Source organism: Candidatus Rokuibacteriota bacterium (assembly GCA_030647435.1).
GTDB lineage: Bacteria > Methylomirabilota > Methylomirabilia > Rokubacteriales > CSP1-6 > AR37.
Genome location: JAUSJX010000155.1, coordinates 68,791 through 88,879 on the forward strand (window position 1 = coordinate 68,791; position 20,089 = coordinate 88,879).

General features: G+C 67.1%; 22 protein-coding genes and 1 pseudogene. 9 read left to right on the forward strand and 14 right to left on the reverse strand.

Translation table 11 applies throughout. The features are described from left to right. Window positions 1–16: 16 nt before the first annotated feature. Genes tolB through Q7W02_27040 form a run of 4 tightly spaced genes read right to left on the reverse strand, consistent with a single transcriptional unit; the run spans window position 17 to window position 3,370 of the window. Window positions 17–1,360: a Tol-Pal system beta propeller repeat protein TolB gene (gene tolB / locus Q7W02_27025; protein ID MDO8479786.1), complete on the reverse strand. Its 1,344-nt coding sequence runs from the start codon at window positions 1,358–1,360 to the stop codon at window positions 17–19. Continuing rightward, a complete protein-coding gene (locus tag Q7W02_27030; protein ID MDO8479787.1) occupies window positions 1,357–2,226 on the reverse strand; it encodes a TonB family protein in 870 nt (289 codons plus the stop codon). The genes tolB and Q7W02_27030 overlap by 4 nt, the downstream gene beginning before the upstream one ends. Next, window positions 2,223–2,660 carry a biopolymer transporter ExbD gene (locus Q7W02_27035; protein MDO8479788.1) on the reverse strand — a complete coding sequence of 146 codons (438 nt, stop codon included), beginning with the start codon at window positions 2,658–2,660 and terminating at the stop codon, window positions 2,223–2,225. Before Q7W02_27035 ends, Q7W02_27030 begins: the two co-directional genes overlap by 4 nt. Before the next feature lie 2 nt (window positions 2,661–2,662). Then, window positions 2,663–3,370, reverse strand: coding sequence for a MotA/TolQ/ExbB proton channel family protein (locus Q7W02_27040; protein ID MDO8479789.1), 708 nt, complete (start codon window positions 3,368–3,370; stop codon window positions 2,663–2,665). Window positions 3,371–3,530: 160 nt separating this feature from the next. Here Q7W02_27040 and lgt point away from each other — a divergent pair, with 160 nt between their 5' ends. From lgt to Q7W02_27060, 4 genes are read left to right on the forward strand one after another with little or no spacing between them, the layout of a single operon-like run. Further along, window positions 3,531–4,316, forward strand: a complete 786-nt coding sequence (gene lgt / locus Q7W02_27045; GenBank protein MDO8479790.1) for a prolipoprotein diacylglyceryl transferase — start codon at window positions 3,531–3,533, stop codon at window positions 4,314–4,316. 4 nt (window positions 4,317–4,320) lie between these two features. Next, on the forward strand, window positions 4,321–5,094 hold the full coding sequence (locus Q7W02_27050; GenBank protein ID MDO8479791.1) for an MBL fold metallo-hydrolase: 774 nt from the start codon (window positions 4,321–4,323) through the stop codon (window positions 5,092–5,094). Then, the gene (locus tag Q7W02_27055) at window positions 5,091–5,756 is read left to right on the forward strand and encodes an endonuclease V (protein ID MDO8479792.1); all 666 of its coding nucleotides are present in this window, start codon (window positions 5,091–5,093) and stop codon (window positions 5,754–5,756) included. The genes Q7W02_27050 and Q7W02_27055 overlap by 4 nt, the downstream gene beginning before the upstream one ends. Beyond that, entirely contained in the window at window positions 5,753–6,424 is a 672-nt protein-coding gene (locus tag Q7W02_27060) for a site-specific DNA-methyltransferase (protein MDO8479793.1), read from the forward strand. The genes Q7W02_27055 and Q7W02_27060 overlap by 4 nt, the downstream gene beginning before the upstream one ends. 476 nt (window positions 6,425–6,900) lie before the next feature. Here Q7W02_27060 and Q7W02_27065 read toward each other — a convergent pair whose 3' ends face one another. Continuing rightward, the gene (locus tag Q7W02_27065) at window positions 6,901–7,275 is read right to left on the reverse strand and encodes a hypothetical protein (protein ID MDO8479794.1); all 375 of its coding nucleotides are present in this window, start codon (window positions 7,273–7,275) and stop codon (window positions 6,901–6,903) included. A gap of 488 nt (window positions 7,276–7,763) precedes the next feature. Between Q7W02_27065 and Q7W02_27070 the strand changes: the two genes are divergently transcribed. Next, on the forward strand, window positions 7,764–9,041 hold the full coding sequence (locus Q7W02_27070) for a M23 family metallopeptidase (protein MDO8479795.1): 1,278 nt from the start codon (window positions 7,764–7,766) through the stop codon (window positions 9,039–9,041). Between the two features lie 34 nt (window positions 9,042–9,075). Here the strand turns inward: Q7W02_27070 and Q7W02_27075 are convergent, their stop codons facing one another. The 7 genes from Q7W02_27075 to Q7W02_27105 form a co-directional block, all read right to left on the reverse strand. Next, window positions 9,076–9,666: a sigma 54-interacting transcriptional regulator gene (locus tag Q7W02_27075; GenBank protein MDO8479796.1), complete on the reverse strand. Its 591-nt coding sequence runs from the start codon at window positions 9,664–9,666 to the stop codon at window positions 9,076–9,078. 377 nt (window positions 9,667–10,043) lie between these two features. After that, on the reverse strand, window positions 10,044–10,289 hold the full coding sequence (locus tag Q7W02_27080; protein MDO8479797.1) for a hypothetical protein: 246 nt from the start codon (window positions 10,287–10,289) through the stop codon (window positions 10,044–10,046). Between the two features lie 379 nt (window positions 10,290–10,668). Beyond that, entirely contained in the window at window positions 10,669–11,055 is a 387-nt protein-coding gene (locus Q7W02_27085; GenBank protein MDO8479798.1) for a hypothetical protein, read from the reverse strand. A gap of 155 nt (window positions 11,056–11,210) precedes the next feature. Next, entirely contained in the window at window positions 11,211–12,071 is an 861-nt protein-coding gene (gene otsB, locus Q7W02_27090) for a trehalose-phosphatase (protein ID MDO8479799.1), read from the reverse strand. Further along, window positions 12,055–12,462: a response regulator gene (locus Q7W02_27095; GenBank protein ID MDO8479800.1), complete on the reverse strand. Its 408-nt coding sequence runs from the start codon at window positions 12,460–12,462 to the stop codon at window positions 12,055–12,057. Before Q7W02_27095 ends, otsB begins: the two co-directional genes overlap by 17 nt. A gap of 238 nt (window positions 12,463–12,700) precedes the next feature. Then, on the reverse strand, window positions 12,701–14,029 hold the full coding sequence (locus Q7W02_27100; protein MDO8479801.1) for a sigma-54 dependent transcriptional regulator: 1,329 nt from the start codon (window positions 14,027–14,029) through the stop codon (window positions 12,701–12,703). After that, the gene (locus Q7W02_27105; protein MDO8479802.1) at window positions 14,026–15,441 is read right to left on the reverse strand and encodes a HAMP domain-containing sensor histidine kinase; all 1,416 of its coding nucleotides are present in this window, start codon (window positions 15,439–15,441) and stop codon (window positions 14,026–14,028) included. The genes Q7W02_27100 and Q7W02_27105 overlap by 4 nt, the downstream gene beginning before the upstream one ends. A 370-nt stretch (window positions 15,442–15,811) precedes the next feature. On the opposite strand from Q7W02_27105, the gene Q7W02_27110 reads away from it, so the two are divergent. From Q7W02_27110 to Q7W02_27120, 3 genes are all read left to right on the forward strand, one after another. After that, the gene (locus Q7W02_27110; protein ID MDO8479803.1) at window positions 15,812–17,344 is read left to right on the forward strand and encodes an ABC transporter substrate-binding protein; all 1,533 of its coding nucleotides are present in this window, start codon (window positions 15,812–15,814) and stop codon (window positions 17,342–17,344) included. Window positions 17,345–17,525: 181 nt separating this feature from the next. Beyond that, window positions 17,526–17,648: a hypothetical protein gene (locus Q7W02_27115; GenBank protein ID MDO8479804.1), complete on the forward strand. Its 123-nt coding sequence runs from the start codon at window positions 17,526–17,528 to the stop codon at window positions 17,646–17,648. A gap of 99 nt (window positions 17,649–17,747) precedes the next feature. After that, window positions 17,748–18,020 (forward strand): DNA methyltransferase, encoded by a 273-nt coding sequence (locus Q7W02_27120; GenBank protein MDO8479805.1) that lies wholly within the window; start codon window positions 17,748–17,750, stop codon window positions 18,018–18,020. Between the two features lie 12 nt (window positions 18,021–18,032). Here Q7W02_27120 and Q7W02_27125 read toward each other — a convergent pair whose 3' ends face one another. Together Q7W02_27125 and Q7W02_27130 are read right to left on the reverse strand one after the other, a co-directional pair. After that, the gene (locus Q7W02_27125; GenBank protein ID MDO8479806.1) at window positions 18,033–19,019 is read right to left on the reverse strand and encodes a heterodisulfide reductase-related iron-sulfur binding cluster; all 987 of its coding nucleotides are present in this window, start codon (window positions 19,017–19,019) and stop codon (window positions 18,033–18,035) included. A 73-nt stretch (window positions 19,020–19,092) separates the two neighbouring features. After that, window positions 19,093–19,263 (reverse strand): annotated as a pseudogene (locus tag Q7W02_27130) (enoyl-CoA hydratase). 463 nt (window positions 19,264–19,726) lie between these two features. Here Q7W02_27130 and Q7W02_27135 point away from each other — a divergent pair. Continuing rightward, window positions 19,727–20,089, forward strand: coding sequence for a type II toxin-antitoxin system RelE/ParE family toxin (locus Q7W02_27135; GenBank protein ID MDO8479807.1), 363 nt, complete (start codon window positions 19,727–19,729; stop codon window positions 20,087–20,089).

Consider the following 20,089-nt stretch of genomic DNA (forward strand, 5'->3'; position numbering starts at 1 on the left):
AAACGCCACGATTCTATCACGGAAGTCGGGGCGACCAAGCCGGACTTGACGCCTGCCCGGGCCCCCCGGTCAGGACCTGCTGCTCCGACCCGTCGGCCAGCATCGTGAAGAGCTGCGTGCCCCCGAGGCGGCTCGACTGGAAGACGAGGTGTCGCCCGTTCGGCGACCAGGAGGCGCTCTCGTTGTCACCGGGGCCCGCCGTCAACCGCCGCAAGTTCGAGCCGTCCGGGCTGACCGCCCAGATGTCGTGGTTGCCATGCCGGGAGGTGAAGGCGATCGTGTCGCCCTTGGGCGACCATCGCGGCTGGGTGTTGAACCCGCTCGAGGTCACGCGCCGGACGTTGGTGCCCTCAGCGTCCATCACGAAGACCTGCGCCGCTCCCGAGCGGTCGGACACGAAGGCGAGCTCTCGCCCCGTGGGCGACCACGTCGGCTCGGTGTCGATGGCCGCGTGCGTCGTCAGCCTCCGGAAGGCGCCCGTCGCCACGGTCAGGAGGTAGATCTCGGGGTTGCCGTCCTTGGACAGGGTCAGCGCCACCGTGCGGCCGTCCGGGCTCCAGGAGGGCGAGGTGTTGATCCCCGCGTAGCCCGCCAGGAGCTGCACCGGCCGCCGCTCGAAGGGGAAGATGCGGTACAGGAACGGGTATTCGTTCATGTACGAGGTGAAGGCGAGCGAGCGCGAGTCGGGGCTCCAGTTCGGCGACATGTTGATGGACTTGTTGGCCGTCACGGCCGCGGGGCCCGCGCCGTCGTAGTCCATCACGTAGAGCTCCTTGACCCCCGAGCGCGTGCTGGCAAACGCCATCTTGGTGTCGGCGACGCCGGGCTCACCGGTGACGAGCAGTACGACTTCGTCGGCCATCTTGTGGGCGGCGCGGCGGGGCTCCGAGACGTGCGCGAGGAGCTTCTTCGATCCGATCAGGCGGAAGTCGGGCGAGGTCAGGTCGTACAGCCGCATCTCGACTTCGAAGCGGTCGCCGCGCACCGCCAGGAGCCCCTGCAGCGCCTGCAGGGCCCCGGCCGCCGCGAACTCCTGGAGCCGCGGCCTGAGCGCCTCGGCGCCGCCCTGCGGTAAGGCGGGCGTGCCCGACACCACGCTGAAGAGCGAAGTGAAGGCAAGATCCGCGGAGGTGATCTCCGGCAGCCGCTTGGCCCAGTTCTGCGGGTCGGCGCCGCCCACGATCGTGAAGTCCGGGACGGCGATATTGATCTTCTTGATCTGCCCCGGCCGGACGTTGAGCTCGACATCGGGATTCTGCGAGCGGGCCGGCGCGGGACCCAGGACCGCCGCGGCGAAGATCGCGAGCGCGGCGGCGGCCGGAGCAGCCAGCCGGCGGGCAGGGCGCGGGAGGCTCGTCATCCGCGCTTCAAGTCGAAATTGAAGAGCACGCGGAGGGAGGGATTGGCCCAGTCCGCGGGAAGCGGCGGGAACGGGCTCGCCTCGGTGATGGCGCGAAGCGCGGCCCGGTCGTAGAAGCTGCTGCCCGAGGTCTGCTCGATGCGGGGCGGCGCGATGGAGCCGTCCCGCCGGATCTCGACGTAGATGCGCGGCTTTTGGGCGGGCTCGCTGGAGCGGTTCTGCGTCTGCCAGCGCTCCTCGACCTTCTGGAGCACCTGCCGCAGGTACCACGCGTAGGGGAAATCGGTCACGTCGAGCGTGAGCGAGCCTTGCCCGGAAATGGAGCCCGTCGCCTGCCCGAGCGCCGCCGCCGACGGCCTCGCAGCCGGCTCGGCCGCCGTCTTGCCGCGCCGGTCCGACGGAGTGGACATCGGCGGGAGGTCGCGCTCGCCCGGGCGCGGCGTCACCGCGCGTGAGGGCAGGGCCGCCTCCGTGGGCTTCACCGCCTCGCGCGCGGTGACGGCGCGGGAGGGCAGGGCGGTCTCCGGGGGCTTCACCGCCTCCCGCGCGCGCGGCTCGGGGTCGGGCGCGAGCTCGCGGGTGGTCGGCTTGAGCGTGCGCGCCGGCAGGGACGCCGCGCTCCCCGCCGGATTGCCGATGGCCGCGATTGACGTGACGAGGTTGACCACGTGCACCTTCGGGCGGTCCCAGATGCCCGAAAGGGCCACGCCCACGAGCGCGGCGATGATGACGACGTGGGCCAGCACGGAGAAGGCCAGCGCCTTGACCGGCACCGGCGCCGGCGCCGGAGCCGCCGCCGCCCGCCAGCGCGTCGCGTGAAGGGGGGAGGGCATGGGCAGCCCGCGGGCGACGGTCAACGCCCTCATGATCCCCGCACGGGTTCGGTGACCATGCCCAGCTTCTCGATGCCGGACTTGCGGATCCTGTCCATGGTCTCGACGACGAACCCGTACTGAAGGGCCTGGTCCGCCTTGAGGTAGAGCGTCTTGTCCGTGCGGTTCTTGAAGGTGTCGCGCAGCGTCTGCTCGAGCGTGGCGAGCGCCAGCGGCTTGCCGTTGAGGTAGATCTGCTGGTCCTTGGTGAGCGTCACCTCCATACGCTCTTCCGTCACCGTCGGCTTGCCGGCGGTTCTCGGCAGGTTGACGTCGATGCCCCGGTACATGAGCGGCGCCGTCAGCATGAAGATGAGCAGCAGCACGAGGACGACGTCCACGAGCGGGACGATGTTGATCTCGGCCAGCGCGCCGCCGGCGCGGCGGCCTCCACCGCCGCCGTTCCCGTGGTCCATGGTGAAGGCCATGGCTACCGGCTCGCGGCCTTTGCGGGCGCGGGCCGCGCGAAGATGTTCACGAGATCGAGCGTGAAGCCGTCCATCTCCGTCGCCAGGCGCCTCGTGCGATTGATGAAGAAGTTGTAGCCCATGACGGCCGGGATCGCCGCGCCCAGCCCCGCGGCCGTGGCGATCAGCGCCTCGGAGATGCCCGGCGCCACGACGGCCAGGCTCGCGGAGCCCTGCTGCCCGATGCCGTGGAAGGCGCTCATGATGCCGACGACCGTGCCGAAGAGGCCGATGAAGGGCGCGGCGCTGGCCGTTGTCGCGAGGAAGGGCAGGTAGCGCTCCATGCGCGCCACCTCGATCTCCGTCGCGCGGCGCATCGCCCGGTGCGCGGCGTCGAGCGCGTCACGCGGCAGGCCTTCGCCGTCCTCGAGCGCGGCGTCCACCTGGTCCACGCCGCCGTAGACGCTCGACAGCTCGAGGCCCGCGGCCGAGTAGAGCTGAGCGAGCGGGCTCGAGCGGAACTTCTTCGCCGCGCCGTAGATGATCGAGAATCGGCGCCCCTCGCGGTAGGCCCGCGTGAAGCCTTTCGCGTCGCGCTTGATGGCGCGAAACTCCCACCACTTCTCGACGATGAGGGCCCAGCAGATGACCGAGAAGAAGAGGAGCACGCCCAAGACGAATCTGGCGAGAGGACCCGCCTGAAGGATTGGGTCGAGGACGTCGGAAGACATCGCGGCCTGAGGTGGCAAGCGGGACTCCTCTATTGACGGAGAGTGATACCAAGGGGCACAATTGATGATACCCAAGCAGCGCGATGAGTGTCAACGAATTTGGCCAGGAATGCCCGATTTATTTGACAGCGCTGGGAGCGGGCCGTATAAGGGAAGCCGTATGTTCCACTCCCCCGGCGCCATCGTCGCGCAGCTGGGCCCCCTGACTTTCCGCTGGTACGGCATCCTCATGGCCAGCGCCATGGCGTTGGGCCTCTGGCTCGCCTACCGCGAGGCGGTGCGGCGAGACGTGGACCCCGACAGCCTGCTCAAGGCTTGCGAGCTGGGGCTCCTCGGCGGGCTCGTGGGCGCGCGTCTCTACTACGTCGCCTTCAACCTCGACTACTACACCCGCTCCCCGGCCAAAATCCTCGCGGTGTGGGAGGGCGGGCTTGCCATCCACGGCGGGGTGCTGGGCGGACTCCTCCTCGGCGGCGGCTACGCGCTGTGGCGCGGGTTACCGGCCGTCACGTACCTGGATATCGCCGCGCCGAGCCTCGCGCTGGGACAGGCCATAGGCCGGTGGGGCAACTTCTTCAACGAGGAGGCCTTCGGCACGCCCACGGACCTGCCGTGGCGGCTCTACATCTCGGCGCCGCACCGACCCGTCCAGTACGCCCAGGATGAGTTCTTCCACCCGACGTTCCTCTACGAGTCGGTGTGGGACCTCCTCGTCTTCGTCGTCCTGGTCTGGGTCTTCCGGGACCGGCTCGAGCGGGCGCCGGGCGCGCTGTTCCTGACCTACCTCGGGCTCTACTCCGTCGGCCGTTTCATCACCGAGGCTCTCCGGACCGACGCGCTCATGCTCGGGCCTCTTCGGGTGGCACAGCTGGCCAGCGTCGTCGGCGTGGCGCTCGCGCTCGTGGGCGTCCCGCTGCTTCTGCGTCGGGCCCGCGCCGCCGCCTGACGCCGTGCACTTCGTCTTTCTCGGCAGCTCGGGGGCCATCCCCGGGCGGAACCGCGACACGACATCCCTCGTCTTCGTCAGTGAGCGCGACGCCGTCCTCGTGGACTGCGGCGGCAGTCCGGCCCAGAAGCTCATGCTGGCGGGGACGGACCCGCGCGCCCTGAGCCGCGTGGTGATCACCCACATCCATCCCGACCACGCCTACGGGCTGCCTTCCCTCGTCCAGACGCTCTTCCTGTTGGGCCGGACGACGCCGCTGCACCTTGCGTGCCGCGAAGAGCACGAGGCGCCGCTCCGCGCGCTGCTGGGCCTCTTTGGGCTGCTGGAGCGCCCGGGGCTATTCCCCGTCGTGTGGGAGCCGGTGCCTCCGCGGGAGGGGTTCACTATCGGTACGCCGGGAGACTTCGCGATCACGGCGTCGCCGAATGCCCACGGCGGCATGCCGAACATGGCGCTGCGCTTCGAGGCGCCCGGCGGGCCCGCCGTCGTCTACTCCTCCGATACCGAGCCCTGCGCCGCCGTTGAAGCGCTCGCGCGCGGCGCCCACACGCTCATCCACGAGGCGACGTTCTCAGAGCGGCGGCCGCGCGGCATCGGCGCGCACTCCACGGCCGCCCAGGCCGGGGAGATTGCGGCTCGGGCGGGCGTGACGCGGCTCATCCTCGCCCACATCGATGCCGGCCTCCACGGCGAGCTCGACGCGCTCCGAGAGGAGGCGCGCGCCAGGTTCTCCGGCGAGGTGGAGATCGCCCGGGAACTCGTGCCGTACCCGCTGTGACGCCGCGCATCGTCCGCGCCCAGGCGGTGCAGGCGCGGCTCCGCTCCCGCGTCCGAGCCAGCGGCGGGCCCCGGCGCGTGAGGCTCGTGGCGGGGGCCGATCTGGCTTATCGCGGCGACGGATCGCGCGCGTGGGCCGCCGTCGTCCTCTGGTCGCCCCGCGACGGCGCCGTCGTCGAGACCGTCACTGCGGCCGGTCGCCCGCGCTTCCCGTACGTACCCGGCTATCTCTCCTTCCGCGAGGGGCCGCTGCTCCTGCGTGCCTTCGGGCGCCTCCGGCACAGGCCCGATCTCGTCCTCTTCGACGGGCAGGGCATCGCGCACCCGCGCGGGATCGGTCTCGCCTCGCACTTGGGCGTGCTGCTCGACCTTCCGAGCGTCGGCTGCGCCAAGTCGCGTCTGGTCGGAGAACACGACGAGCCCGGGCCGCGGCGCGGCGACTGGACGCCGCTCGTGCTCGCGGGTTGTCAGGTAGGGGCGGTGGTGCGCACGCGGGACGGCGTCAAGCCGCTCTGGATCTCGCCCGGCCACCGCATCGGCGTCCGCCAAGCCATCAGATGGACGCTCGCCTGCTGCCGCACGCGCGTGCCCGAGCCGATCCGCCTGGCCGAGCAGGTCGTCAACCGTCTCAAAGCCGGCTGGCGCCTCAAGGCCGGCCGGTGATCGCCTACGGGAGCAGGGACGGACGGGCGCAGCTCTACCAGGGCGACAGCCGCGATCTCTCGCCGGTCCCGACGGCGAGCGTGGGCGTCATCCTTACGTCACCGCCCTACTGGATCGCAGACAGCGGCCGCGCCGCCGCCGACCGCTACGCGCGAAGCCTGGCCGTCGGCTTCGGCCGCGAGTGGCGTCGGGTGCTGGCACCCGGCGGCGACCTCTGGCTCGTCCTTGGTGACCGCCACGACGGCCGCGAGTGGGTGGGCTTCGACGGGCTGGTGACCGCATCGCTCAGGCGCACGGGCTGGCGGCTCCAGTCCAAGGGAATCTGGGTGCAGACGCGCCCGCGCGAGCGCTGGGACAACCGCATCAACTACCTGCTGCGCTTCCGCAAAGCCGGGAGCCGCGTGCGTCCGACGGGCGCCACGCTCTGCTGGATGCTGCCGCTGCCGCGCACGCACCCGGAGAGCATCTGGGACGCCACGCCCGAGCCCGTGCTGCGCGCGCTGCTTCTGGCGAGCCGGAAGCGCGGGGCGGTGCTGGACCCATTCTGCGGCGCGGGGACGGTGGGGCGCGTGGCGCTCGGCCTCGGCCGCGAGTGGATCGGCGTCGAGCGCGACCCGCGCATGGCGCGCCTCACCGCGCGACGGCTCAAGCTCGTCCGCGCGCGCTGACTCCGGCTGCCGGGGTCAGGTCTTGACACCCGGGGTCTGACACCCGGACACCCGGGGTCAGGTCTTGCAATCCGACATCAGGCCACTGCAGATGAACGCTCGCCGCCGCGGAGTCCGGCGGGCAATGTATGAATGCAAGACCTGACCCCGGTGCCGCGCCACTCTTGACGACTGCCCGCGCCCGGCGCACTATCGGTCCCGAGTGGAACCCGGCTTTGTCCGCGCTGTGAGGAGGCTTTCCCGGAGGGTCCGTGGCTGATAACGGTCTTTGTGCCTATCGGGTTGACTCCGAACGATCCCATGGGTGGGCTCGGCGCCACGGCACGGGCCCCCCTGCCTACGACCAGTTGTGTGCTTCGGAGTCAACCCGATAGGCACAACGGTCCTTATGTTTCCTACGCGCACCGTGTTCATGGTCGCGCCTCGGAGTCCGGGTCCCACCCGCTGGTGGCACGCTGCTATTCCTAGTGAACCGTTTACTCTGGCGTGATCTTCGGGATCTCGATGCGGCTCGCCTCCACGGACCCTTCGTGGATTGTGCGACCGATCACGACCACGAATGTTCCCACGGGCCATCGGTAAATACTCGTCGCCCGTTCGCGCCACGTCCAGGGGTCCACGGGGTCGCGCCAGACGCGAACCACCTTCGCGCTTTGAATCCGTACCTCGAGTACCTCGGAGACGCCATCCCTGCCAAGCTCTTCGATGATGAGCATGCCGTCCGAAGGCCGTACGGAATGGATGTGTCCGGCATGCCGGGCAACCCCACCACCGCCGGCCAAGGCATCGAGGGACGTCAGTGGCAGGAACAGGACAGCACACACGATCTGAACGATCCGGACAAGTTTCATGATCCTCTCCTACGAGTGCGTCTTATACCCGCGAGAAGATGCCTATCCCCTAGTACGCCCCCGGCAACAGGAGAAGCTCAGGGGTCGAGCAATGGCATCAGGCCATCGCCTGATGATTGCTCGCGCACGTGCAAGCCATCGCGTTCTGAGGACGTCGCGCAGCAGTGCCCGCATCTCAGCGTCGTCATCGACGATCATCACGCTTGGCCGATGAGCCGGGTTCGAACTCGTCGCTCCCTGGTCCACAATTGCGTTGCCGTCCAGCGCCGTTGCAACGCGCGGACCACCAGCCCCACGGATGGGCTGGGTGCCGCACGCCGCGGGAAACGCTTGGGTTTGGCGTGGCCGGGCAGCGAGATCGGGCGCCGGTGCGCGTCGCCCAGTGCGACATCTTGTCGTCTCGGCGACAGCCTGTCATCATGCGGCGAGGACGACCGGGCGAAATGAGTAGCCGCTTCGTGATCGTCGCGCTATCGTAGGCAGTGGCCATGCGATCCTTCCGGACTCATCCCGGCATCGCGTCGTTCTTCGTGCTGGCAATTCTGATCCTCCCGGCGAGCACAGGCGATATCGGGCCCGACCCCGCCCTCGTGTCGCGCCGCGTGTCGCCTGGCGGCTCGCCATCGATCAAGACAACGGTGCTGAAGTCGCGGGAAACTCTCGAGATGGCGCTCCGGCGGAGCGGAGTGTCCCGACTCGACGCACTGGAGATCAGCGCTGCCCTCCGTCGCGAAATGAATCTGCGGCGACTGACGCCCGGCGAGCAGCTCGTCTTCGAACGGGGGAACGACGGAGAGTTGCTGGGCGTGGTGCACCAGCGATCCCCCATCGAGCGTTACGAGATCCGGCCCCACAGTGCGCCGGAGCCGAACAAAGGCGCGGATGGTTCAGGGGGGCGGACCTGGACCGCGAAGGCGTACCGGCTCCCGGTCGAGACGCGCGTCGACACGGTCGCGGGCCACCTCGAGGACTCGCTCTTCGCCAGCGTGGAACGTCTCGGTGAGGGGCCCGTGCTGACCGCAAAGTTCGTCGCCCTGTTCGAGTGGGACTTCGACTTCGCGGCGGATGCCCTGCCCGGCGACGAGTTCCGGATGCTCGTGGAGAAGCGCTTCGCCAAGGGCGAGTTCGTCGGCTACGGCGACATCACGGCCGCGGAGTACCGGAGCGCCGACCGCCCGACGCTCTCGGCCGTCCGCTTTCCCGACCGCGACGGGTCATCGCGGTACTACGACTTCCAGGGCCGGGCGACCCGGAAGATCTTCCTCCGCGCCCCGCTCGAGTTCACCCGCATCACCTCGGGCTACTCGCATGCCCGGCGGCACCCCATCCTCGGCGGTCTCCGGCCCCATCTCGCCATCGACTACGGCGCGCCCATCGGGACACCCGTGCGCGCCGTGGCCGACGGCGTGGTGACAGCCGCTGGCTGGGCGGGAGGATATGGTCTTAGCGTGACCGTCCACCACGCCCGGGGGTACGAGACGATGTACAACCACCTTTCCAGGACGCGGGTCCGCCACGGCGATCGCGTGCGTCAGCGTGACGTGATCGGGCATGTCGGTGCCACCGGACTCGCCACGGGACCGCACCTCGACTACCGGTTGCGCAAGAACGGCCGGGCGATCGATCCGCTGAGCGAGACGTTCATCCCCGGGGAGCCGGTGTCCGCCGCGCGCCTGTGGGAGTTTCAGGCCTACGTGCAGGCCGTCAGGGACCGGCTCGCGCTCGCGCCGGCGGAGAACCGCGCGGCAGATCCGCTCTCCCGGTAGGCCTCAGGCCGGAGTCGACGCCTGCACACCGCCGTCAAGCGGTTGCCGCCAGGAAACCTTCGCTGGAGCGTCCGCACCGAAACGCCGAGGATCTTCGCCGCCGCCCCCTTGTCGCCGCGCACTTCTTCGAGCACACGTCGCACATACTTGCCCCTCGAGCTTCGCGTCGGCCGGAGGGGGAAGCTGGCCTGGTCCAGGGTGAACTCGGTACCGAGTCGGCTCGCGTGATTCTGGCGTCACGCGCCAGCACGACCGCGCGCTCGACCACGTTCTCGAGCTCCCGGACATTTCCCGGCCACGTGTGCCGCTCTATCCACTGCACCGCCGTCTCGTCGGATCCGGCAATCCTCTTCCCGAGACGGGCAGCCGTCTCCCGGAGGCAGTGCTCGGCGATCGGCATAATGTCCTCCAGCCGCTCGCGGGGCGACGCCAGCCGGATGGGGATCACCGCCAGACGGAAGTAGAGGTCCTCGCGGAACCGACCATCGTTAACCATGGCGGGGAGGTCCTTGTTGGTGGCCGCCACGATGCGAAGATCCAGTTGCACCGATGCCGTCCCTCCGAGGAGGCGGACCGCGCTCCTGGAGCACGCGAAGCAGCTTGGCCTGGGTGGCCAAGGACATATCGCCGATCTCGTCCAGGAACAGCGTGCCCCCGTTGGCCGCGGGCGAACAAGCCCTTCCCGCCTCCGATCGGCTGGATTGAGCCACCATTGGGATCATGATGACCTCCTCCGCGACGGCACCCGGAAGCAGTGGCTTTATGTTGCGGCGAATTGCGTGCTGCTGCGCGATGTGGGTGAACAATCTCGGTGACAGGAGTCCGACCGGATTCGAACCCGTGTTTACAGTCTGCCGCGCGCTTCTTCAACTGTTTCCGGCAGTTCTTGGACACTGCGGCCCTGGGCCTTGTCATAGTCTGGGCAACTCACGAAGGTCGAGAAGGAAGGGCGGACCCACGGGCACTGGGCCGTTCTCGGCGCTCGTGGTATCTTGGGAACCTTCAACTTCCTCCCCAGTCGATCTTCCTCAGCTGTCTGCGCCGATCACGGAGCGCCCGACGCCGATCCCGACCGTACTCGACCGCGAGCCACATGAGGCCACACACGAGCACAGCCACCACCCAGGCGCCGTGCCTCAACAGCGACGGCACGCTGCCCGCAGGATCGGCGAGCATCCAGGGCAGCCCTACTACGATCCCGGCACCGACCGCCATCAATAGCGTCACGATTCCGATGCGATGTCCCATGGTCGTGCCCTCCGTGGTGTTTATCTTTTCCATAGTCTCGCGCGACCGTGTAGGACTCCCGTTCCCGATTTTCACGCTTGTGCGTTCACTCAAGTAGGGAATCTGGCCTTCTGCGGGCTCGACCACTCAGCGCCGACGTCTGACGTCCCCTATCCCGAGGGCGTTCCACCAAACCCACGAGGAGCAACACCGCCCCCCCCCCGATCATCGCGGCGTCGCGTACCGGTGAACTGCTGGAAATCACTACCTGTACCAAAGTCAGGACGACTGCCCCCACGAACAACCCTTTGCCCATCGGCAGCTCCTTCTCGGTATCCTTAGCTCCGAGGCACTGGAAGTGGAGTTTTGATGGTTCGGGGCGCCTGAGCTACTGCCTGAGCTACTGGTTGATCAGTTTGGCGCACTCGTCGGCAACCCTGCTATCCGCTTCCCCTTCGCCAGGCATCTTCGCCCACCCGTGCTTCTTCACATAATCCCCTCTCTCGTACGCATTCATTTCTCTCAGCTCTTTCAGCTTCTGACTTTTCGCCGGATCCTGCGGGAACTGGACAACACAAATTGGCGCCAGGTGCTTGACGACCGCATCCTCAGCCTCTGCCTCAGCCATGCTCCGCGCCGTAGCCCCCCGAACCCATCCACCCCACGTGAAACCGACGATCATAGTCAGCACTGCACAGGCCACCCACGACCAAAAGACAATCGTTTTCGTCGGTCGAGCCTTTAGCCACCGCTCTCTAAGGCCCATTCTCTCGTTCCTTCCTTCCATGGATCTCCTCCGTCACCGAAGTATTGTCCGGACATCTTCTCCATACGGCAGCCTCAGCCCGACCGGTCATCGAGCAGCAGGGTGGACAGGAGCATCGAAAGTACGATCCCCGCGAACGCGGCGTACAGTCGGTCTTCCTCCCGAGAAACGGTGTCTCACCGGCCCAACGAATGAACGCTCCAAGCGAACGCGATCTGTGCCAAGAGGTCGATGGCCGCCGCCCGGTCGACGACCCAATAAGGTGTCGCGGCTGCCAGCCGCCCGACGTGTACCGCATAGCCATGTTCTCGAAGCGCCAGATAGGCGTCCTCATCCGCGTCGTCATCGCCAAGGTAAACGACGACTGGCTGACCGCGTCCCTCCCGCACCCATTGCTCCAGGATCCAGAGAGCACTGGAGCCTTTCCGCCAATCCAGGTCCGGGAAAAGGTCTACCGTTGACTCGGACTGGCACACCTTGAACTCGGACGCGGATTTCCGCCTGAGCTCCTCCGCCTGGGCAATGATCACAGGAACGGCTGAAGGGTCGACTCGGCGAGTATGCACCGTGACGCCGAGCTCTTTGATCTCCACTTCTACACCCGGCAGGGGCGCAAGACATTCCGACAGCTCTTGAGCCAGGAGCGGTAGCATCTCTCTCAGTCGGGCGGCGGCAGGGTGATAAAAGGCTATCCCCGCCCCTTGGATCTGAAGTCCTCGGCAGCCGGCGTAGATGACACCCGGCACGTTGATGCGGGTTTCGAGATCGCACGCATCCTCTCCAGAGATGATGACGACTCGCGTGGCGGGTGTTGTCGCCAGGGCCACCAGAGCGCCACGGACCAGCAGCGGCAACCCGACGCTGCGTCGATCCCGCACGCTTGGGCAGAGCATGCCGTCATAGTCCGTGAAGAGCAGCAGCCCCCCGCGTGACCGAGCTTCCCGCGCAATTTCCCGGGCCAACTCGGCTGGATCCGCAGGCTCATTCTTCGGATAGGCCGATCGGGGCAGATTCACCTGACTATGTCCGGTCGCCATTCACAACCCAGATTCGCCCTGCCGGCGGATCGCTCTCCCGTGTGGCCTGGCTGACCACCGCTCGCAGCACCTCGAGCAATCGGGCAACCCGGAAGGGCTTGTCCATGTAATAGGCCGCGCCGAGTCTCAGCGCCTCGGCCTCGACCTCCGACCCGCCAAATGCGGTGACGAGCACGACTGGCGTGCGCGGATGGCGTCGCCTGATGTCCGGCAGCAGATCGAGCCCGTTCGACCCCGCCATCTCCGTGTCCAATACGATGGCATCAGGAATCCAGTCCTCGAGCAGTGGCACGAGCCCATCGCCCGCTGAGTGTTCGTGTACGAGGAAGCCGTCGCGTTCAAGGACGTCACGCAGGAGGGCCCGCATCTCGGCGTCGTCATCGACGATCATGACGCGCGGCTGAAGATCAGGGTTCAGCTTCGGGGGCCCCTGGTCTGCCATATGTCGTACGGACATTGCAACGAGCAGACCACCGGCTCGGTGTGGCAGCGGTGCACCCTACGCCGTGGAAATGCTCTGCTTTCTTCTGGTGGGCTTGCGGCGCCCGATCCTGCTGCCCCCGGTGGGCACGACAACCTGTCGCTTCAGCGACAGCGTGTCATCGAGAACAGAGAGCCCGTAGGCGCAGCTACAGCTCCTTGAACCTTCGCTGGAGCGTCCGCACGGAGACGCCGAGAATCTTCGCGGCCGCCACCTTGTCGCCTCGCACTTCTTCGAGGACGCGGCGGACGTATTGCCCCTCGAGCTTCGCCAACGTCGGCCGAAGCGGGGAGTTGGTCTCATACAGGGTGAACTCGGTTCCGAGGTCGGCCCGCGTGATTCTGGGCGTATGCGTGAGAACGACCGCCCGTTCGATCACGTTTTCGAGCTCGCGAACATTTCCCGGCCACGTGTGATGTTCCATCCAGCTGAGCGCCGTCTCGTCGAATCCCTCGATCTCCTTGCCGAGCCGAGCGACCGTCTCTCTGAGGTAGTGCTCGGCGATCAGCCTGATGTCCTCTGGCCGTTCGCGGAGCGAGGGCAGCCGGATGGGAATCACCGCCAGCCGGTAGTAGAGATCTTCACGGAACCGACCGTCCTTGACCATGGCCGGAAGATCCTTGTTGGTGGCGGTTACGATGCGAAGGTCCAGCTGCGTCGATGCCGTCCCTCCCACTGGCCGGACGGCTCGGTCCTGGAGCACGCGAAGGAGCTTGGCCTGAGTAGCCGGCGGCATGTCCCCGACTTCATCCAGAAATAGCGTTCCTCCGCTCGCCGCGGCAAAGAGTCCTTCCCGACGGCGGTCGGCGCCCGTGAACGCGCCCTTCTCGTGGCCGAAGAGCTCCGACTCGAGCAGGGTCTCGGGCACCGCAGCGCAATTCACCGCCATGAACCGCCCGCCGCGCCGCGGGCTGGCCCAGTGGATCGCCTGCGCCACGAGCTCCTTCCCGGTTCCGCTCTCCCCCAGCAGCAGCACCGAGGAGTCACTCCCAGCGACGGCGCGGATCTGGCTCACGGTCTCCTGCATGATCTTCGAGCGTCCCAAGATTCGGTCCAGTCCCTGCTGCCGCTCGACCTCCGCGCGCAGTCGTGCGTTCTCGCGGCGCAAGCGGTGGTCGTCCAAGGCCCGGCCCACCGCCACTGTGACCTCGGCCAGCTTGAAGGGTTTCGCCAGGTAGTCATAGGCGCCCTGACGCATGGCCTCGATGGCCGTCTCCAGGGTGCCGAACGCGGTCATGAGGATGATGCGCGGCGCGGGTCGGCACCGGGTGGCGGCGGCCAGCACCTCGAGGCCACCAACATCGTCCATGACGAGATCCGTGATGACCACATCGAACTCCTGGGAGGTAAGCGCCTTCAACGCCTCCCGGCCGCCCGTCGCGGCCACGACGGCCATGTCTTCGCTCTCCAGATGGCGCGCCAGCATTGCGCTCATTTCCGCATCGTCGTCGACGACGAGAACGCGCCGCTCGGTCATGCCAGCCCCTCCCACGCGGGCAGCCAGACGGAGAAGGTTGAGCCGTGGCCGGGACGGCTCTGCGCGAGGATGAGGCCTCCATGATCGCGGATGATGTCGCGGGTGATGGCGAGGCCGAGCCCCGTGCCCTCTCCGAGGGACTTCGTCGTGTAGAACGGCTCGAAGATCTGACCCACCGCGTCCGGAGGAATTCCTGCTCCAGTATCCGTGACCTCGATCGATACCCCGGCACGCCCATCATTCGGGCATGGCTCTGCCTTGACGCTGATCATCCCGTCGGGTGGCGTGGCTTCGACCGCGTTCATCATGAGATTGATGAAGACCTGCTGGAGCCGGCTGGGATCTCCGGCCACGTCGCGCAAGTCCTTCGGGATGCTCGTCGTCATGGAGACCCCGCGCTTGCGCACCACGTGCTCCAGCAAGAGGAGCAACTGGCTAATCAGCGTCTCGACGGACACGCGTTGCACCTCGAGCTTGCCGAGCCGCACCGTGTCGAGCAGGGATCGAACGATGTTCGACAGGCGGTCAATCTGATGAATGATCCGCTCAAGATCCTGGCGGCCGGGATGCTCCGGGGGAAGCGAGCGCAACACCATCTCGGCGCGCCCAGAGATGATGTTCAGCGGCGTACCGACCTCGTGGGCGATCCCGGAGGCAAGCTTTCCGGCCACCGCCAGGGTCTCCGACCGGCGCAACTTCTGCTCGAGGTCCAGAGCGTACTCGGCCTCCGCCACCATGGCCTGCCGGGCCTCTTCGAGACGCTCTGTCATGCGGTTGAATGCCGCCGCTAGGTCTCCGAGCTCATCTTGCCGTTTCACCGGCAGGGGCGGCCCTCGACGGCCTTCACCGAGGGCCCGGATCGAGCGGGCCAAGTCCGCCACGGGACGCAGGACCTGACGCTGCAGCACGACGGCAATCAACAGCGCCAGACTGACAGTCAAGACCCCGACTCGCAACAACACGTCGCGGATGGCCTGGCGAGCCATCATCCGGCTGTTCGGCGGGACGAAGGCGATCTCCAGCGCCATCCGCGCGGCGGCCGAATGGTCGCGGCCCCCCAGGGGGGAGTACCTGACAGGCAAGATGTACACCCACGAGTCTTTGTCGCGGACATGGCTCTCGACGAGGTCGCCTGTCCCCCTCTCGATCACCCGTGCTACCGTCTCAGCGCTCGGAGGTAACGCCGCCGTTCGGGCATTCGAGGCAGCAAGGACCTGGCCCGTTCGGTCGAAGACGCGAATCCGATCGATCGCCGTCTGTCCGAGAGTCAAGTCATCCAACAGGCCCACCAGTTCGGTGTGTGGCCGACCACGCACGGCCAAGGCGCTCTCCACCGCGATCTGGATCGTGCGCGCCATCCCTGCGGCGCGCTCGCGCTCGTCCTCCACCTGTGCGCGCGTTTCCTGCTGCACACGAACCATCCCGTAGACACCGCTCATGACCAGGAGCGGCACCATAAGGAGCACGACGAGGCGGAGTCGAAGCCTCATGGATTCGGGCCAATGATAACGCTCGCTTGTCAAGGTAAGCAATCGAGGTTCTGAGGGCAGGACGTCGCATCACGCGCAGGCGGGCCGACCCGCGGACAAGTTGTCGTAGCCACGACAAGCTGTCGTGCGCGGCGTCGCCACACGGCGGCGTCTTGTTCTCGCTCCGGCCTCCAATGACTGAGGATTGCTGCGCTGAACAGGCACGCTCACCGGGCGTGGGGTTGGCCTCAAGGTTGCAGCAGTGACTCAATCTTCGGTGCCCTCAACGCTCCTCGACGCGGAGGTGGTGGCGATGAGACATTCTCGCGCTCTCTTGCAAGCCTTCCTGGCACTGCTGCTGGTTGGGTACGCGGTGTCGCCTGCGACCGCTGCTGACGGCAACGTGACGTGGGGCGTGCACGTCTCCCTGGCCCCGACCTGGTTCGACCCGGCCGAGGCGCCCGGCATCATCACGCCGTACATGATCTACTACGCCCTGCACGACGCGCTGGTGAAACCCATGCCCGGGCAGCCCGTGACGCCGAGCCTCGCGGAGTCATGGTCGGTGTCCAAGGATGGGCTCGTCTACGAGTTCGTCCTCCGCAAGGGCGTCAAGTTCCACGACGGCGAGCCTCTCACCGCCGAAGACGTGAAGTTCTCCTTCGAGCGTTACCGCGGCAGCGCCAATAAGACCTTGAAGGAGCGGGTGGTCGCCATCGAGACGCCCGATCCGAGCCACGTGCGATTCCGGCTCAAGGCGCCGTGGCCCGACTTCCTGACCTTCTACACCGGCGCGAGCGGCGCGGGGTGGATCGAGCCCAAGAAGTACGTGGAGAAAGTGGGTGACGAGGGCTTCAAGAAGGCGCCCGTGGGCGCCGGTCCCTACAAGTTCGTCTCGTTCACGCCCGGGGTGGAACTGGTCCTGGAGGCCTACGACCAGTACTGGCGGAAACCCCCACACGTCAAGCGCCTCGTCTTCAAGGTGATCCCCGACGAGGCGACGCGCCTGGCTGCGCTCAAGCGCGGCGAGGTGGACATCGTCTACTCGGTACGCGGGGAACTCGCCGAGGAGATCCAGCGGACACCGGCGCTGAACCTCAAACCCACCGTGATCCAGGCCCCGTTCTGGCTTTACTTCCCCGATCAGTGGGACGCGAAGTCGCCGTGGCACGACCAACGCGTGCGGCTCGCAGCCAGCCTCGCCATCGACCGGCCGACGATCAACCAGGCGCTGACGCTCGGTTTTTCCAAGGTCACCGGAAGCATCATCCCCAACAACTTCGAGTTCTTCTGGCAGCCGCCTCCGCCCGTCTTCGACCCGGCCAAGGCGAAGAAGCTCCTGGCCGACGCGGGCTACCCGAACGGCTTCGACGCGGGCGACTACTATTGCGACGCCTCGTACTCGAACCTCGCCGAGGTCGTCCTCAACAATCTCCAGGCCATCGGCATCCGGGCCCAGCTGCGGCCGCTGGAGCGGGCGGCGTTCTTCAAGGCCTATGCTAAGAAGAAGCTCAAGAACATCATCCAGGGCGCTAGCGGAGCTTTCGGCAACGCCGCCACTCGCCTTGAGGCCTTTGTCATCACGGACGGCATCTACGTCTATGGCAGCTACCCTGACCTCGACGGCCTCTTTCGGGAGCAGGCGGCCGAGAGGGACTCCAAGCGACGCGAGGCGACCCTGCAGAAGATCCAGCAGCTGGTGCACGACAAGGCCGTGTACGCGCCCATCTGGCAGCTCGCGTTCATAAACGGCGTGGGGTCACGGGTGGGAGAATCGGGCCTTGGGCTGATTGCAGGCCACGCCTACTCGGCCCCCTACGAGGACGTCACGCTGAAGGGAAAGTAGAGGAGGAATTCGAGCCCCGTGCCCGCGCGACGTTGTTGAGATGTTCCCGGCCGAGGGAGATTGCATCTCCGGAGATGGTGGACGGAAAGGCTACCGAAGCCGGAACCCCATCCTCTCGGAACCCGAAGCGTGTTCCATGACGCGTCATAATCCAAAGTCCCACGCCCGCTGGAGGTGTCAGATGACTGCCAAAATTCGACGGCATTGGACGTTGCTCACACTCGCTCTCGTCGCGCTCCTGGTCGGCTCCGCGATCGTGGCGACGCCCCCCGTGGTCCAGGCGGCGGAGACCCCACGCCAGTGACACCCGGGGTCATGACACCCGGGGTCAGGTCTTGCAATCCGACATCAGGCCACTGCAGATGAACGCTCGCCGCCGCGGAGTCCGGCGGGCAATGTATGAATGCAAGACCTGACCCCGGTGCCGCGCCACTGCTGGATGCTGCCGCTGCCGCGCACGCACCCGGAGAGCATCTGGGACGCCACGCCCGAGCCCGTGCTGCGCGCGCTGCTTCTGGCGAGCCGGAAGCGCTGGGCGGTGCTGGATCCATTCTGCGGCGCGGGGACGGTGGGGCGCGTGGCGCTCGGCCTCGGCCGCGAGTGGATCGGCGTCGAGCGCGACCCGCGCATGGCGCGCCTCACCGCGCGACGGCTCAAGCTCGTCCGCGCGCGCTGACTCCGGGGCCCGCTACGACGGCGGGGAACTGTCCGGGCCGCGAGCGGAAGGGAGCGACCCGAATGCTCCCACCACCACCGCGCGGGCGCGCGCGGCGTCGACATTGTTGGCGCGCTGACAGGGCGTGGTCTCGGCGAGGACGCGCTCCGGGTCCTGCCAGAGGCGGTACTTCTTGAACTTGTCCTCGAACTCGATGCCGAGCCCGCGGCCGAAGACGGAGAGGTAGTGCTCAATGGCGATGGGGCTCTCGGGCTCGAAGACGCAGAGATAACGCTGGCAACCGTGGTAGATCGTGGCGAGGGTGTCGGCACCCACCGCCCGGGCGCGGTCGATCTCTTCGCGCGCCATCTGGTTCCACACCTCGGGTCCGACCTGTTGCTGGACGGACGGCGTACAGCTCCGGCCGAAGCGCGGGTTGGGCTCGATGTCCACGAAGCGAAGCCCGGGCACCGCCTCGAGCAGCCGCTGCCCCGCGAGCCCCTCGCTCCGCCGGGGCTGATTCACGTTGTGGTAATGCAGCGCGACCGTTGCGTTCACCCGCCCGGTGAACCGGATCTCCGGGAGCTTCGACACGAGGAACTCGGCGGCATGACTGACCTTGAAGGGAAGCCGGGCCTGTCGGATTTCATCGTAGAAATAGATGCAGGACGGGCACCACACCACGACCTCTTCGGGCTCATAGCGCTCGAAGAGCTTGATGGTGTGATCCGCCATGCCGCCGGCCGCGACCGTATCGCCCTGCTGATGGTGGACGATCCCGCAGCAGTACGTCGGGCCGCCCACCGCGACGTAGTCGAGCCCGAGGCGGTCGAAAATCGCGATGACGGTCTGAACCATGTGGGAGGTGCGGAAGACGTTGCACCCGAGGTAGAGGACGATCCGGTGGCGCTCGCCGTCCTGCGCCGGGGCGGCGGTGCGCCACTTCATCTCCTCCGGCATATTGGTCAGGTCGCGGATGACCGCGATCTCGTCGAAGTAGCGCTTGTAGTCGTAGGCCATGTCACCCTCCTCCGGGGATGCTAGGCCGGGGGGCCGGCCAAGTCAATCGAGGCACGAACTTTCTGCAGCGTCCTCAGCGGCGCGGAGGATGGATGACATGCGTGGGATCGGGCTGCTCTTCCGGCGGCCCCTGGCTGTAGTCGGCGAACGGTCCGTCCCGCTCGGCGATGACCGCGCCGACCCCCTCGCGCGCGGCGAGCCCGATGAAGCGGAGAGCGTCCGGCGTGTTGCGCATGAGGAGCATAGGCGAGATAAAGGCTATTATCAGACCGGGCCGGGGCTGGCGGGGTCCGGCGGCGGGGTGGTTGGCGCCGAGAGAGCCACGCGGACCGCAGCATCGATCCCCCAGCCAGGGCAGTCATCAACGGCGATCGTGCGCCGGCGACCGCGGGGCAGTCAAGCTACGGTCTTCAGGGGCAGAGTCCCAGTCGGAGGTTCGAGCCCTCCACGGCCCACCATCTGACGATCGGGCGCTTCCAGAGAATCGGGAGCGCCCGATTTGCTTTTGGTGCCGAAGTCCGACCTGTTTCGGTGCCTCGCGGGTTGAGATCGTACTACGGAGTTCGTGTGGGGCTCAGTGCAGCAGCAGGGAGTTCATGGCAAGAAACGGCTGCCGTTCTTTCACTGTGGAAAACACGACGTCCGCGGTCGACGGGACAACCGGCGCTGGACCTTGACGAATATACCACAATACGTATACTCGTATAATGAAGAGTGACGTAAAGCCAATAATCTGGATGGGCTCAAGCCGGGATGACCTGCGCAGCTTCCCGGAGCAGGTCCGCCGGGATATGGGCCAGGCGCTCTACACCGCCCAGCAGGGCGAAACCGATCCGGCAGCCAAGCCGCTAAAGGGCTTCGGGGGAGCCCGCGTGATGGAGATCGTCGACCGTCACGACACCAACACGTACCGCGTGGTCTACACAACGCAATTCGCCGGCAGGGTTTATGTCCTTCACGCTTTCCAGAAGAAGTCGACGAAGGGCATAGCAACACTGCAGAAGGATATCGAACTGATCCGCCGCCGGCTGATGGAGGCCGGGCGGCTTCATAGAGAAAGGCAGAACTGA

What these genes read in the sequence shown, in the direction of transcription:
- tolB (MDO8479786.1), bottom strand. Translation starts at nt 1,360, where the DNA reads ATGACGAGCCTCCCGCGCCCTGCCCGCCGGCTGGCTGCTCCGGCCGCC.
- Q7W02_27030 (MDO8479787.1), bottom strand. Translation starts at nt 2,226, where the DNA reads ATGAGGGCGTTGACCGTCGCCCGCGGGCTGCCCATGCCCTCCCCCCTT.
- Q7W02_27035 (MDO8479788.1), bottom strand. Translation starts at nt 2,660, where the DNA reads ATGGCCTTCACCATGGACCACGGGAACGGCGGCGGTGGAGGCCGCCGC.
- Q7W02_27040 (MDO8479789.1), bottom strand. Translation starts at nt 3,370, where the DNA reads ATGTCTTCCGACGTCCTCGACCCAATCCTTCAGGCGGGTCCTCTCGCC.
- lgt (MDO8479790.1), top strand. Translation starts at nt 3,531, where the DNA reads ATGTTCCACTCCCCCGGCGCCATCGTCGCGCAGCTGGGCCCCCTGACT.
- Q7W02_27065 (MDO8479794.1), bottom strand. Translation starts at nt 7,275, where the DNA reads ATGAAACTTGTCCGGATCGTTCAGATCGTGTGTGCTGTCCTGTTCCTG.
- Q7W02_27070 (MDO8479795.1), top strand. Translation starts at nt 7,764, where the DNA reads ATGCGATCCTTCCGGACTCATCCCGGCATCGCGTCGTTCTTCGTGCTG.
- Q7W02_27080 (MDO8479797.1), bottom strand. Translation starts at nt 10,289, where the DNA reads ATGGGACATCGCATCGGAATCGTGACGCTATTGATGGCGGTCGGTGCC.
- Q7W02_27085 (MDO8479798.1), bottom strand. Translation starts at nt 11,055, where the DNA reads ATGGAAGGAAGGAACGAGAGAATGGGCCTTAGAGAGCGGTGGCTAAAG.
- otsB (MDO8479799.1), bottom strand. Translation starts at nt 12,071, where the DNA reads ATGGCGACCGGACATAGTCAGGTGAATCTGCCCCGATCGGCCTATCCG.
- Q7W02_27095 (MDO8479800.1), bottom strand. Translation starts at nt 12,462, where the DNA reads ATGATCGTCGATGACGACGCCGAGATGCGGGCCCTCCTGCGTGACGTC.
- Q7W02_27100 (MDO8479801.1), bottom strand. Translation starts at nt 14,029, where the DNA reads ATGACCGAGCGGCGCGTTCTCGTCGTCGACGACGATGCGGAAATGAGC.
- Q7W02_27110 (MDO8479803.1), top strand. Translation starts at nt 15,812, where the DNA reads ATGAGACATTCTCGCGCTCTCTTGCAAGCCTTCCTGGCACTGCTGCTG.
- Q7W02_27115 (MDO8479804.1), top strand. Translation starts at nt 17,526, where the DNA reads ATGACTGCCAAAATTCGACGGCATTGGACGTTGCTCACACTCGCTCTC.
- Q7W02_27120 (MDO8479805.1), top strand. Translation starts at nt 17,748, where the DNA reads ATGCAAGACCTGACCCCGGTGCCGCGCCACTGCTGGATGCTGCCGCTG.
- Q7W02_27125 (MDO8479806.1), bottom strand. Translation starts at nt 19,019, where the DNA reads ATGGCCTACGACTACAAGCGCTACTTCGACGAGATCGCGGTCATCCGC.
- Q7W02_27135 (MDO8479807.1), top strand. Translation starts at nt 19,727, where the DNA reads ATGAAGAGTGACGTAAAGCCAATAATCTGGATGGGCTCAAGCCGGGAT.